This window comes from Pseudoalteromonas sp. P1-11, from assembly GCF_001399995.1.
In the GTDB taxonomy this organism is placed as follows: Bacteria; Pseudomonadota; Gammaproteobacteria; order Enterobacterales; family Alteromonadaceae; genus Pseudoalteromonas; species Pseudoalteromonas atlantica.
The window spans coordinates 55,981-70,143 of record NZ_LJSP01000011.1; the positions used below are offsets into that span (position 1 = coordinate 55,981).

General features: G+C 42.2%; 6 protein-coding genes. All 6 read left to right on the forward strand.

The genetic code is table 11. From position 1 onward, the window contains the following. The first annotated feature begins 344 nt into the window (after window positions 1-344). The 6 genes from AN390_RS15890 to recD all read left to right on the forward strand — a co-directional run bounded on the left by AN390_RS15890 (window position 345) and on the right by recD (window position 13,861). On the forward strand, window positions 345-2,618 hold the full coding sequence (locus AN390_RS15890) for a TonB-dependent receptor domain-containing protein (protein WP_055255334.1): 2,274 nt from the start codon (window positions 345-347) through the stop codon (window positions 2,616-2,618). 86 nt (window positions 2,619-2,704) lie between these two features. Next, window positions 2,705-3,832, forward strand: coding sequence for an alkaline phosphatase family protein (locus AN390_RS15895; protein WP_055255335.1), 1,128 nt, complete (start codon window positions 2,705-2,707; stop codon window positions 3,830-3,832). After that, window positions 3,829-4,890, forward strand: coding sequence for an alkaline phosphatase D family protein (locus tag AN390_RS15900; RefSeq protein WP_055255336.1), 1,062 nt, complete (start codon window positions 3,829-3,831; stop codon window positions 4,888-4,890). The genes AN390_RS15895 and AN390_RS15900 overlap by 4 nt, the downstream gene beginning before the upstream one ends. Before the next feature lie 160 nt (window positions 4,891-5,050). Then, window positions 5,051-8,353 carry an exodeoxyribonuclease V subunit gamma gene (gene recC, locus AN390_RS15905; protein ID WP_055255337.1) on the forward strand — a complete coding sequence of 1,101 codons (3,303 nt, stop codon included), beginning with the start codon at window positions 5,051-5,053 and terminating at the stop codon, window positions 8,351-8,353. Further along, a complete protein-coding gene (recB, locus tag AN390_RS15910) occupies window positions 8,340-11,903 on the forward strand; it encodes an exodeoxyribonuclease V subunit beta (protein WP_055255338.1) in 3,564 nt (1,187 codons plus the stop codon). Before recC ends, recB begins: the two co-directional genes overlap by 14 nt. Further along, window positions 11,900-13,861 (forward strand): exodeoxyribonuclease V subunit alpha, encoded by a 1,962-nt coding sequence (gene recD, locus AN390_RS15915; RefSeq protein ID WP_055255339.1) that lies wholly within the window; start codon window positions 11,900-11,902, stop codon window positions 13,859-13,861. The genes recB and recD overlap by 4 nt, the downstream gene beginning before the upstream one ends. Window positions 13,862-14,163: the final 302 nt, after the last annotated feature.

Sequence of the window (14,163 nt, forward strand, 5' to 3'; positions counted from 1 at the left end):
ATGCCAAACATGCGCTGCCCTTCGGGTTCTGCCTAGGGGCGATAAACTCTTTGTTACTCGGTTTTTACTTAGCCCACTAGGTTACAAACCTCGTGCCGCGATTTAATCACCCCTAGATTGAACAAATTTCAATCCGCAAAGATCAACACGCCCTAGTATTTATATATAATTCAGCCTAGGTTTTTGTGCTTAGGCTGACTTACAAATGACATAACAAAGCCATAAAAACCCCACATTTTTTTAACACCCCTGTAAATAAACTTCATTTTTGTTGTCATAATTCGAAATCATACTGTGCCCGCTTTCATAATTACTTTAGATAATTAAAACCAAACGGGATCACAATGTACGCTTTAACTAATAAATCGATTTTGAGCATGGCAATTGCTATGGCTGTATCAACGTCAGCTTATGCAAATGACAACGAAATAGAAGAAATAACCGTTACTGCAAAACCAACCAGTTACGCAAATAATGTGATTGAGCCTGCAATGCTTGATCAACAAACAACGGTTTCGAGTGTGTTATCGGTTATCGATAACTTACCTGGAATTAGCATAAACGAAGGCGATGCATTTGGTGGCGATGACTGGTCTACCACAATTACTATGCGTGGTTTTAGTATTGACTCGAACCAGCAGCAATTAGGGATGACCGTTGATGGTATTCCTAACGGTGGCTCAAACTATGGTGGTGGCGCTAAAGCAAACCGTTACCTAGACACTGAAAATTTAGCCACTGTAGAAGTAGGCCAAGGCACCTCAGATATTAAATCGGCATCGCTTGAGGCACTAGGCGGTACATTTAACTTTGTAAGTAAAGCGCCAAGCCTTGATAGCAGCACCACTTTTGCTTACACCTCGGGTAGTCACGATGCGACCCGCTTTTACGTTAAGCACGAAACGGGTACTTTATTTGATAATACACAAGCGTATGTAAGTTACTCGCAAACTGATACTAGCCGCTGGATTGGCTCGGGTAGCAATGGCGGAAAAGATAATCAACACGCAGAGCTTAAATTTGTAACAACGCTTGCTGATTTAACAATTACAGGGCGTTTATCTTACGATGATGTAAGCGAGACTAACTACAACAGTGTAAGTCTTGCGCAATTTGAACAAACGCCAGAGTGGGATCAGCTAACGTGGAACTGGACAGGCGTTCCACATTACGACCAAATGTTTGCTGAGGGCTGGGGTACACTGCGTGAAAATACGTTAGCGTATTTAAAGTTTGAATATGCGCTTTCGCCAACATCGCTTATTACAGTGAGCCCTTATTATCATAAAAACTCGGGCCGTGGCGATTGGATCCCACCGTATTTAACAACTCCAGTAGATGAAAACGGCAACCCAACTACAGAGGGCGGCACTAACGCAGGCTCTTACGGTTTTGTAGATAGCGCAGGTAACGCACTGGCACCAAACGAAGGTTGTACGGCAAGTTTAAGCTGGCCGTGGGAGTCGGGCCCTGGTTTAAACCCTGCATGTTACGATGATACGGCAATACCTGTAATGTCGTATCGTCATACGCATTACAAAAAAGACCGCTTAGGGGTTACTGCCAACTACCAAGCTACGTTTGGCATGCACGACATAGAAGCCGGTTTTTGGTATGAGCAAAGCGACCGTGACGAGTCTCGCGATTGGCACAAAGTAATTAATGCCAGCATTTACCACCACTTTGATAGCACGCCATACTGGACCCAGTATAAAAACACCTTTGAGACCGACACCCTTAAATGGTACGCGCAGGATTCAATGGCCCTTGGCGATTTCACGCTTAACGTAGGTGTTAAAAAGTACCTTGTTGATATTGAAAAGTACGACCATTATCAAAATGCCACAACCGCTAAAGTTAATAGCGACTCTGATGTGCTATTTAGTGGCGGTATTTTGTATCAGCTAAATAACTCAACCGAGCTATTTACCAGCTACAGCGAAAACTTTGCAGCTATTAAAGACGGTGTGCTTGAGCGCGACAGCTCTGATTTATCAGCCATTGAAGCTGAAACCGCTGAAAACATCGATTTAGGTGTGCGCTATCAAAATAATGCGCTAAACCTGACCGCAACAGCGTATTCAATTGAATTTGATAACCGTATTACGTTCATTGCCCCAGGTAGTGACACCGGCGGTATTGATTACACCATAGGTACAAATGGCTCTTACTTAAATGTAGGGGGTATTGAGTCGCAAGGTTTAGAGCTGTCGGCAAGTTACATGCTAAGCCCACAATGGAGTGTATATAGCTCGTACACGAATAATGACTCAGAGTACAAAGGCGATGCACCCGGGTTTGAAGCCGGTGAAAAAGTAATAGACTCAGTAGATGACTTATTTGTGCTATCGACCGATTACTTTAGCGGTGATTTCCGCTTTGGTTTATCGGCTAAATACACCGGTGAGCGTGGCGAAGTTGATGGCTATACCGTGGTTGATTTAAACGCAGGTTACGCAACCGATATAAACGCAGGACCATTTAAAGCTATTGATGTTGCCTTTGTTGTTTATAACGTTACCGATAAAAGCTATTTAGCGGGTGGTACGGGTAATGGAAGCACTTACTTTATTGGTGCGCCACGTACAGCAGCACTGACGTTATCGGCTACGTTTTAATAGCCATAATGTACAGTAAATAATTAAAAGCCCATCTTTGATGGGCTTTTTGTTAAATGTACACAGTAATTAGGTACACAGTAATTATGAACTCAATTATAAAAGCCACGATATTTAGCATCATTGTATTAATCAGCAATACCGCAAGCGCAGCGCAAAATGTAGTGCTAGTAACCCTTGATGGTGTGCGCTGGCAAGAGGTGTTTAGCGGGGCAGATAAAAACCTCATTAATAATGCCGATTTTGTTAAAAACCCAACGCAATTAAATAAGCAATTTTGGGCGCCTACCGCCAATAAGCGCCAGCAATTACTCATGCCATTTTTAACTCAACATGTGGCTAAAAAGGGCGTAATTGTAGGTGATAGAGCAAAAGGCTCTAATATGTCGGTGAGCAACCCTTGGTATTTTTCATACCCTGGGTATAACGAAATTCTCACCGGCGAAGTAGATGAAAAAATTAATAGTAACAATAAAGTATTAAACGCGAATAAAACCATTTTAGAGCGCCTAGATGAGCGTGCAGACTTTAAAGGTAAAACCGCTTTGTTTGGGAGTTGGGATGTATTTCCTTACATTGTGAATACACAGCGTAGTAACGTGTATGTGAATGCGGGTTTTAAGCCCATAGAAAACGATTTATTTGCTGATGCTAAGCTTTTAAATGCATTGCAAAATGAAATTCCAAGCCCATGGGAAAACGTACGCTTGGACAGTTTTACTTACCGATTTGCTAAAGCGTATATGCTGGCAAAAACGCCGCGCTTATTAGTTATTAGCTTAGGTGAAACCGATGACTTTGCTCACGATGGCCATTACGACCAATATTTAAAATCTGCAAGGCAAAGCGATGCGTTTTTAAAAGACTTATGGAACACAATTCAAACTACACTGGGCTATAAAAACAATACAACGCTTATTGTTACCACCGACCACGGCCGCGGGGGCAGTGCAAGTGACTGGCAACATCATAGCTCTAAACGTGCGTTGGCTGAGCTGCATTTAGCAGGTAATAAATTTCCTGAGGGCATTGTCGGCTCTGAGCATATTTGGCTTGCTGCCATTGGCCCTGCAATAAAAGGGCACGGCTTAATTAAAACACAAAATGAGCTTAAACAAGCGCAGGTTGCAGCCACTGTTTTAAGCACATTGGGTATAAACCCTAAACACCTAAATTCAAACATGGCATCGCCAATAAGTGAGATTTTAAAATGAAGCAGTTAGTAAAACCTATTACACACGCCGTATTAGCATTAGGGTTAGCGTTTAGCGCAAATACTATGGCAGCCCCTTCAAAAATTTTATTTGGCTCGTGTGGGCATCAAGATAAAGACATCCCAATATTTGACACCATTAATAAAGAGCAGGGCGATTTATTTATATTTTTAGGTGACAATATTTACGGCGACACCAACGATATGACGGTACTTGCTAATAAATACCAAAAATTAGGTGCAAAACCAGGCTTTAAAACACTAAAAGCGAATACGCCAATCATTGCGATGTGGGACGATCACGACTTTGGTCAAAACGATATTGGTAAAGACTACCCACATAAAGAGCAGTCTCGCCAAATTATGCTCGATTTTTGGGGTGAGCCTAAAAGCTCACCCAGACGCACCCGCACGGACGGCATTTACACGTCGTATATGTATGGTGAGGATGAGCAAACCGTACACGTAATAATGCCCGATTTACGCTGGAACCGTGATGCACTTAACCACGTAAGCGAGCTTGAATATTACACTAAGCGTAAGCTTAATAACCAAGGCCCGTATAGCCCAACAGAGGTGAAAGGCGCGTCTATGCTAGGTGAGGCGCAGTGGCAATGGCTTGAGCAAGAGCTTAAAAAGCCTGCGGCTATAAAGCTAATTGCCTCAAGCTTGCAGTTATTACCCGATTTTACAGGGTGGGAGTCGTGGGCTAATTTCCCAGAGGATCGTAATCGTTTATTTGCGTTAATTAAAAAACATCAAGTTAATGGGGTTATTATCATCAGTGGCGATACTCACTGGGGCGAAATATCAAAGTATCAACAAAACCTTGATTACCCTTTAATAGAAATGACCAGCTCAGGCCTCACTGAAAAGTGGAAAGACGTAAGCCCAAATAAACACCGTGTAGGTAATTTTACCCATAATGTAAATTACGGCGATTTAAGCATAGATTGGCAACAAGCAGATCCAGCCATCTCACTTAAGCTTAAAGGGATAGATGGTAAAGTGATTATGCAAAGCGCATTTAGCTTATCAAGCATTAGCCCTTATAAATAAAATGACCTGACAAATAAAACGCACAGTGATTAAAATTAACGCTGTGCGTTTAAACTCCCTGCTAACTCGCTGATTTATTAGTGCCAATTTGCTGATTGCGCTACCCCTATAAATGAAAATATCTTAAACTGGTTTTACTTCAAGTAAGGACTCCAGTTGTATGCTCAATATTATTCAATCAAACCGTATGGAAGCGCTGCAGGCTCAGTTTAATCAGCTATTAAAAGTAAACCCGTTGCAAAGCCCATTCGATAAAGAAGTGGTATTAGTGCAGTCGCCGGGTATGTCACAGTGGCTTAAAATTGGTTTAAGCGAAAACCTAGGGTTAGCCGCGCAGGTTGATTTTCCGCTGCCATCGAGCTTTATATGGCAGTTATATCAGCAGTTACTGCCCAATGTACCTAAAGAGTCGGCATTTAATAAGCCTAACCTTGCTTGGAAATTATTTGCAATACTGCCCAGCTGTATTGATGAACCGCTTTATTTGCCCTTAAAAACCTATTTAGAGGGCGACCTAGACGGGCAAAAAACCTTTGCCCTGTGTGAAAAAATTGCCGATGTGTACGACCAATATTTAATGTACCGCCCGCATTGGATTGCCACTTGGGATAGCGGCAAAGACGAACTTGACGATGTTGATGTAAGCATTGCCCCGTGGCAAAGCGATTTATGGCGAAAGCTGGTGGCGCACAGTAAAGCGCTTGGGCAAAGCCAATTTCATCGTGCCAATATGCAAGGGCAGCTACTCGCCGCCCTTGAGAATATGGATAATAGCTTACTACCTAAGCGCATTAGTTTATTTGGTATATCGGCGATTGCGAGCTCGCAGCTTGAGGTGTTTGAAGCGCTGAGCAAAAAAACAGAGGTGTTTTTATTCTTTTTTAATCCTAGCGAGCATTATTGGGGCGATGTGGTTGATGAAAAAACAGCAGCCAAAATAAATGCCAAATACGCCAAAATGCCGCTTTTAGAAGCGCAGCAAAAAAAACAAACTAACCCTGATGAAGAGTACTACTTTATAGGTAACCCGCTTTTATCGTCATGGGGAAAACTAGGGCGCGACTACTTTGAGCAACTCGTACAACTTGATGCGCGTTGGATTGATGGCTTTATAGATGCGTTTGACGATAGTTTACTGGGTCAAATTCAAAGCGAGATTTACCAACTGGCATTTAAAGGTGAGTCGCTTACCGATAATAAGCAGTGGTTTATAAATGATGAGGGAAAACTGCCCATTAGCGACACCGACACCAGTATTACCTTAAGTGATTGCCACACACCGCTTAGAGAAGTTGAGCGCTTGCACGACTATTTACTTACTTTGTTTAATCAAAACCCGTCGCTCACTCCTAAAGACATTATTGTAATGATGCCTGATGTAGGTACGTACAGCCCGTATATTGAAGCGGTGTTTGGCGGCGCGCAAAACACCAGTCGCTTTATTCCTTATGCATTGGCCGATTTAGCCATAGAGCAAGAAAAACCGGTGCTGAGCTCGTTTGCCAGCTTAGCCAATTTGCCGTTTTCGCGTTTTGGTGTCTCGGATATTCTTGATTTATTGCAAGTAACACAAATTGCCGAAAAATTTGCGCTAGAGGCGCACGAGTACGAACAAATTCAATATTGGCTTGAGCGTGTAGGGGTTAAATGGGGTATAAATGCTGAGCACAAAAGTAGCTTTGATTTACCCGCAATAGATTTAAATACCTGGCAGCATGGTTTAAACCGTTTACTGCTAGGCATAGCCCAGCGCGATGAGCAATGCCCGTTTAACGGCATTTATAGTGCCGATGAAGTAGAGGGCATGGCGCTTGATACCCTTAATAAATTGGTGCATTTTATTGATGTACTGCAGCGCTTTAAAGATGAGCTAACCCCTGATGATACTCTTAGTAATAAAGCGGATATTTTATCTGAGCTAATAAATGCTATTTATTACAATGAGGGCGAAGACAGCTGGGATTTACTGGTACTGCAAAATGTTTTAGAGGAGCTTAAAAAGCACCACGATAATGGCGATTACGATAAACATGTATCGCAACGAATTGTAAGCTACCTGATAAAACAAGGCATTCAAGAAAAAGGGGTAGGGCAGCGATTTTTAGTGGGGCAAGTTAACTTTTGTACACTAATGCCTATGCGCGCTGTGCCGTTTAAAGTGGTGTGTATGCTTGGCTTAAACGATGCCGATTATCCACGTACGGTGCAGCCTATAGGGTTTGACTTAGTGCCGTATTCTAAAAAACAAAAAGGTGACCGTTCACGTAAATTAGATGACCGCTACTTATTTTTAGAAGCCCTCCTGAGTGCCCGCGAAAATTTATACATAAGTTACATTGGCCGCTCGTGTTTTGACAATCAACCGCGTATGCCCTCGACCTTAGTAAGCGAGCTTTTAGAGTACATAGGCCGCAGCTTTACGTTAGCAAATAACAGCGAAAAAACGCTGCCTGAGTGTTTAATTAATCAGCAGCACTTACAGCCTTTTAATCGTGCGTATTACACAGCAGACACTGAAGCTGAGGCTAAGCTGAGTAATCACAGTTTTAATCCTATTTGGCTACCAAGCGAGCGTATAGACGCGCAGCCGCTAACAGCCATTGATGTAACCGCGCCCGCGCAATTAGAGCTTGATGTATTTATTCGCAGTGTGTGCAACGCACAAGAGAGCTTTTACCAGCAAACATTAGGTTTACGCCTACCTGAATTTAACGAAGTAGCAAAAGATGAAGAGCCTTTTAGCCTAGATGCGCTGCGCCGCTACTTTTATTTAGACGAAATACTGCAAGCCAACATTAATGAGCAACCTTTAAGTACAGAGCAAATATTGCAACGGGGGGAGCTGCCACAAGCCAATGTGGGCAATTTAGTGTATGAGAGTATGGCGCACCGAGTAGATGCACTAGCTGGGCAAGTAAAAGAGCATATTAAAAGCGGCAAAACCGACCCGCTTGAGGTGTCTTTGCGTATAGAAAATACCACCATTGAGGGCTGGCTTAATCATATTTACCTTCAAAAACAAGTGTTTTACCGAAGTGCCAGTATAAAGGCCAAAGATTTAATTAAAGGCTTTATATATCATCTTGTTGCACAAAGTATGGAACAAAATGTTGAAACCCTTTTACTGGGGCTTGATAAGCAAATTAGCTTTGCACCGCTGAGTAAAAATGAGGCCGATGCCTTACTCAGTGATTGGTTTTCGTTATACCAAGCCTTGCGCAAAGAGCCTGTGGCATTTTATCCGGTAAGTGGCTATGAATACGTTAAAAGTGGTGGCGATATTGGTAAAGCCATTAGCAAGTTTAACCCACAATACATAGGGCGCGGCGAAGGCGAAAACCCGTATATTCGTTTAACGGTGCAATCGCTCAATGACTGCCAAGAAGAATTTATTAAGTGGAGCGAAAAATTACTCTCCCCATTACATGCACATGCAAAGGAGAGTGACCATGCAAGCGCTTAATCCGCTAACAATGCCATTAAAAGGGCAAAGTTTAATAGAAGCCAGTGCGGGTACAGGTAAAACCTACACCATTACCGGGCTTTATTTACGTTATTTATTAGGCTTGCAAATACCAGGGGAGATAAACACCCCGTTAAGCGTTGAGCAAATACTTGTGGTTACCTTTACCGATGCCGCTACGCAAGAAATTAAAGACCGCGTACGCAGCCGTATTATTGCTGCGCGCGATGCATTACTTGGCCAAAACCCAAATGATGAATTAATAGAAGGTGTAATAGCCGCAGTAGATGATAAACACCGCGCCTTTGATTTACTCGATGCCGCCGCTAAATCTATGGACGAAGCCGCTATATTTACCATTCATGGTTTTTGCCAACGCATGTTAAAGCAGCATGCGTTTGAATCAGGCGTTGCCTTTAATCTTGAATTTATTTTAGATGAGCGCGACATACTGCTCGACACGATTAAGGATTTTTGGCGCGCCTTTGTATACCCACTTAATAAAGAACGCACTGATGCTATTTTAGAGGTGTTTGCAGCCCCTGAATCGCTATTTAGCCAAGTTAGTAGTGTGCTAAATAAAGCGAATGCGAACATAGTGCCGCAAATAAACTTAGATGACGTATTTAAAGCTCGCGATGAGTACATTGCTAAAGTACCCACTTTTAAAAAAGCAGTGCTGGAGCAAGAGTTTATAGCTGCAATAAAGGGCTCGGGTTTAAGTGGCTCTAAAACACCTGGGCGAAAAGGCAGTTTAACGGCCCTTGAAGGATTTTGTTTAGGTGATGAGTTATTTTTTGAATTTGGCACCAATAAATACTCGTTTGAGGTGTGGAGCAGCGAAAACTTAAGTGATGCCAGTAATTATAAAAAAAATCAGCCATTATTTAGCCACCCTCTGCTTAGCCTGTTTGATGAGCTTAGTGCACTTAATACTAAAATTAATCAGGGTCTTAAAATTGCCGTTGTACAAACCGCAGCTCGGTGGGTTAAACAGGCAATTGTAAAACGCAAGCAAGAGCAAAGTGTGATCACCCCAGATGATTTACTGACTAATTTACACAGTGCTTTAAATGCCGAGCAGGGCGAGGCTTTATCGCAAAAAATAGCGCAGCTATTTCCTGTTGCCATGATTGATGAGTTTCAAGATACCGATCCGATTCAGTACGGAATTTTTAGCAAAATATACGGCCAAGAAAAAACGACGCTTGCCATGATAGGCGACCCAAAACAGGCTATTTATGGCTTTAGGGGCGCTGATATTTTTACCTATATTGGCGCAAAAGAGTCGGTAGAGCCTGAGCAGCAATTTACTTTAGGTACCAATTTTCGCTCAAGCACCGATATAGTAAGCAGTGTGAACAGTTTGTTTTCTAAACATGCCAATAGCTTTATTTATAACGATGCCATACCGTTTAACGCAGTAGCAGCAAAAGGCAAAAAAGCCGATGAAACATTTACAATAGATGGCAAACCTGTCACCGCGTTTGAATTTAATGTATTTGTAGATGAAGCTGCAGATGAAAAAAACAAACCCACCAGCAAAGGCGTTGGGCAAGGGCATTTGGCCAGCTATTTTGCCAATAAAATAGTGACATTGCTTGAGCAAGCCGAGCAAGGGCGAGCGTGCATTGGTAAGCATAAGGTGACCGCTGCCGATATTTGTATATTGGTGCGCGACCGTGTAGAAGCGCAAATAATGAAAAAAGCACTGAGCAATGCCAATATTGCTAGCGTGTATTTATCGCGCGACAGTGTTTTTAGCCAAGAGCTTAGCCACCATTTACTTAACTTTTTAACGGCATTGCATGGCCAATACAACGAGTCATTACTGCGCGGCGTATTAGCTGGGCCGTTATTTTGTTTAAGCTACAACGAAATTTACGCCCTTGCTGATGATGAAAATAAGTGGCAAGAGCACTTAAACTTTTTTGCTCAACTTAGCCATATTTGGAACAAGCAAGGCGCAATGGCGATGCTTGAGCGTTTGTTAAGTCATAATCAGCTGAGCGCTAAGTGGCAAGGGCTTGGCTATAACGTTGAGCGCTGGTTAACCGACTTTAGACACTTAGGTGAAATACTGCAGCAAAAGCAAATAGAGCTAGAAGGCACTTTGCGCTTGCTGCGTTGGTTTGCACAAAAGGTTAGCCAGCAAGATGGCGAAACCGTGCAAGTACGCCTAGAGAGTGACGCCAACTTAGTTAAAATTGTGACTATGCATGCCTCAAAAGGGCTCGAGTATCCGCTGGTATTTATGCCTTTTGCCAGTGGCTATCGCGAAACTAAAGAAGCGCTTTATCATCAAAACGGCCAGCTAGTTTACGATTTAAGTAAAAACGAAGACGCCTTAGCACAAGCCGAGCAAGAACGCTTAGCTGAAGACTTACGCTTACTTTATGTTGCCCTTACCCGTGCGGTACATTTTTGTGCACTTGGGGTGTATAACATAGGGCAGGGGCAAAGTAGTCGCTTGGCTATACAAAGTAGTGCATTAGGGCATGTGTTATTTGCAGGGCTTGAGCTTACAAGTAGCCAAACGTGGCGCACCCACTTAAGTGAATTTTGCGACGCTAACACCGAAATGCATTATCAGCAATTTACGGCTGAGCAATTGGCCGAACAAGGCCAATTAACACTTAATAGCGCAGTGCAGCAAAGCCAAGCGTTAAGAGTTAATACGGTTACAGCCAACATAGAGCGAGATTGGCGAGCAACCAGCTTTAGCGCGCTGAGCTTTAAAAAGCACACCGATCATATTGAGCCTGGGCGCAGCGATGAAGATCATGAAAAAGATGAATTTGCTAACAGCCAAGATGAAATACCATCGCCTTACAGTTTTCCCAAGGGGGCGAAGCCTGGAAGCTGTTTGCATGAAATTTTTGAACAAATAGACTTTACCAGTGCGCAAGTACACCCTACAAATCCAGAGCAAAATTTAGCAGAGGTAGTAAAACATGCGCTGGATAAATACCATATTAGCGAAAGCTGGCAACACGTGACCGAGCAATGGGTGCTTGATTCGTTAACCTGCCCCTTAAACAATGAAGGATTAAGCTTAAGTCAATTAGCCCCGACAGATTGCCTAGTCGAAATGGAATTTAATTTACCTTTAGATAGTTTGAGCGCGCCAAAATTAAATGAAATACTGGTTAAGTATTTTGGTTTTACCCAAAGCAAGCTCGCGTTTTCTCATGTAAAAGGCCTGTTAAAGGGATTTATAGATTTAATTTTTTGCTATCAAGGTAAGTATTATATTTTAGATTATAAGTCTAATTACTTAGGCAATACGCCCGCTGACTATGAAAGCGACCTGCTAGAGCAAGCCATGAATAGCCATCAGTATCATTTACAGTATTTAATTTATAGCGTTGCGCTGCACCGATTACTCAAACAACGCATCAGTGATTATGCAATAGAAACCCATTTAGGCGGGGTTTATTATACGTTTTTACGCGCCATGCCGGCGGGCAAAGGGGTGTATTTTAATAAGCTTAGCGCAGAGCAAATCACTATATTAGATGGCTTATTTAGCCAAGGAGCCATGTTATGAGTGACTACCCTATGCAGCAAAGCTTGTTTGATGAGCCGCCAGCACCTGCCCAACCGTTAAATACGGTGGAGCTGCTTGACTACTTATTAGATGAAAAACGTATAAGAATGGTAGATGTAAAGCTTGCCTTAATGCTGTGCGATAACCAGCAAAACGACGTGTTTTATATAGTGTTATTGCTGTGTTTAGCACAGCAAAGCCAGCATAGCTGTTTAACATTAAAAGAAGTCGACTGGCAAAACCCGTTTAATTTACGCCAAAGCGACTTTACTAAAACCGAGGGCAATGTACCAAATATTACATCGCCTTTTAACGAAGCCTTTAATTACCTCGATGCGCTTAGCTGTTTAAGTGCCCATAACAGTGTGGGCGAGGCCAAACCCTTACAGTTATTTAACGAACGGCTTTATTTTGCGCGCCTAGCTGATTATGAGCACACCTTAGCTACACGTTTACTTGCGATGAGTGAGCGCCATTTAAATATAAATACCCAGTTACTCAGCCAATTATTAAATGACTACTTTGTTGATAATTCAGCGCTTGCGATTGATTGGCAAAAAGTAGCCTGCGCTATTGCCGCAACAAAAGGCTTTAGCGTTATTACGGGCGGGCCAGGAACTGGTAAAACCACCACCGTGACTAAGCTATTAGCTATTTTACAGTCGCTTTATAAAAGTGCACCTTTAAGCATTAAACTGGTGGCGCCTACAGGTAAAGCCGCAGCCCGTTTAAGTGAATCAATTTTAGGGGCAAAAGAGCAACTTAAAAATATTCCTGAGGATATAAAGGCCTTAATTCCCGATAGCGCGCAAACTATTCACCGGCTTTTAGGGGTTAAACCCTTTACTAATAAATTTAAGCATAACAGCACCAACCCGCTGCATTTAGATGTACTTATTATTGATGAAGCCAGCATGGTTGATTTATCGCTCATGGCTAAATTAATAGAAGCACTGCCTGTGCATGCGCGTTTAATATTGCTTGGCGATAAAGACCAACTTGCCTCGGTAGATACCGGCAGTGTAATGAGTGATTTATGCCAAGGGTTAGCATTGGGTGAAACGCCTAATTACTCGCAAGCACGATGTGATGAGCTTAATGCTTTATGTTTTAAAGGAGAGGCTAAATTAGCGTCGCCTGGACATAGCGAATTTAAACTAGCCGATTGCATTGCGTTTTTACAACACAGCTACCGATTTGATGCACAAAGTGGCATTGGCCAGCTTGCACTGGCGGTTAATACTAACCATAACGGTATTTTAAAATACGTAGAGCAACAAAGCACACAAGGCCAATTTAACGATGTTATTTTAGATTATGACTTTGTTGCAAAACCCATAGAAAAATTAATAAACAGTGCTGCTAAGCATTACGCTCATTATTTAAATTTAATTGCACAAGGGGCAAGTGTTGCAGATGTTCACGCGGCGTTTTCTCAATATCAATTATTAGCGGCCGTTCGTGAGGGTGATTACGGCGTAAATAGCTTAAACAGCCGCATTGAGCGCGCACTTGTGCAGCAAGGATTAATATCGGTAAGCCCAAACCAGCGCCATTACAGTGGTATGCCCATTATGGTGAGCCAAAACGATTATCAACTTAAGTTGTTTAATGGGGATATTGGTATTTTAATGCCTGATGAAAGCGGGCAGTTAAAAGCATTATTTATTGATGAGCAAAACACGGTTCGGGCGTTTTCACCTGCGCGCCTGCCTGCTCACGATAAAGTGTATGTAATGACCATACATAAATCGCAGGGCTCGGAGTTTAGTTATACTGCTATGGTTTTACCGCCGCTTAAACACGCCAGTATGGGCGTAAATAGGCAGCTGGTGTACACAGGCATAACACGTGCTAAAAACACCTTTGAGCTGGTGGCCGATAAAAAAGTACTGCAATTGGCCATGAGCAAAAGTGTATCAAGAGCCTCAGGATTGTATGAGCGCTTAAAATACTAATACCTGTTTATATTTATAGGTTTAACTAATTACTAAAAAACCTAACGTATTTTTATGCGTTAGGTTTTTTTTGCTTTAGTACTGCCTAGTTACTAGGTATGTGTAAATAATACTAAATATTGCAATTATTTAAATTTAAGTAATTGAATATACAGTCAATATAGGTTTAGCAGAATTTAAATGATAATAAATTGTTGCATTTTTGAGCGTTGTTCCTAATACTGGTCAATGCATGTGCGCCTGCACATGTGTAAATGAATACCTTAAGTACATAGGCATAAAAATAAAACACTGAACACATT

What these genes read in the sequence shown, in the direction of transcription:
- AN390_RS15895 (WP_055255335.1), top strand. Translation starts at nt 2,705, where the DNA reads ATGAACTCAATTATAAAAGCCACGATATTTAGCATCATTGTATTAATC.
- recB (WP_055255338.1), top strand. Translation starts at nt 8,340, where the DNA reads ATGCAAGCGCTTAATCCGCTAACAATGCCATTAAAAGGGCAAAGTTTA.
- AN390_RS15890 (WP_055255334.1), top strand. Translation starts at nt 345, where the DNA reads ATGTACGCTTTAACTAATAAATCGATTTTGAGCATGGCAATTGCTATG.
- recD (WP_055255339.1), top strand. Translation starts at nt 11,900, where the DNA reads ATGAGTGACTACCCTATGCAGCAAAGCTTGTTTGATGAGCCGCCAGCA.
- AN390_RS15900 (WP_055255336.1), top strand. Translation starts at nt 3,829, where the DNA reads ATGAAGCAGTTAGTAAAACCTATTACACACGCCGTATTAGCATTAGGG.
- recC (WP_055255337.1), top strand. Translation starts at nt 5,051, where the DNA reads ATGCTCAATATTATTCAATCAAACCGTATGGAAGCGCTGCAGGCTCAG.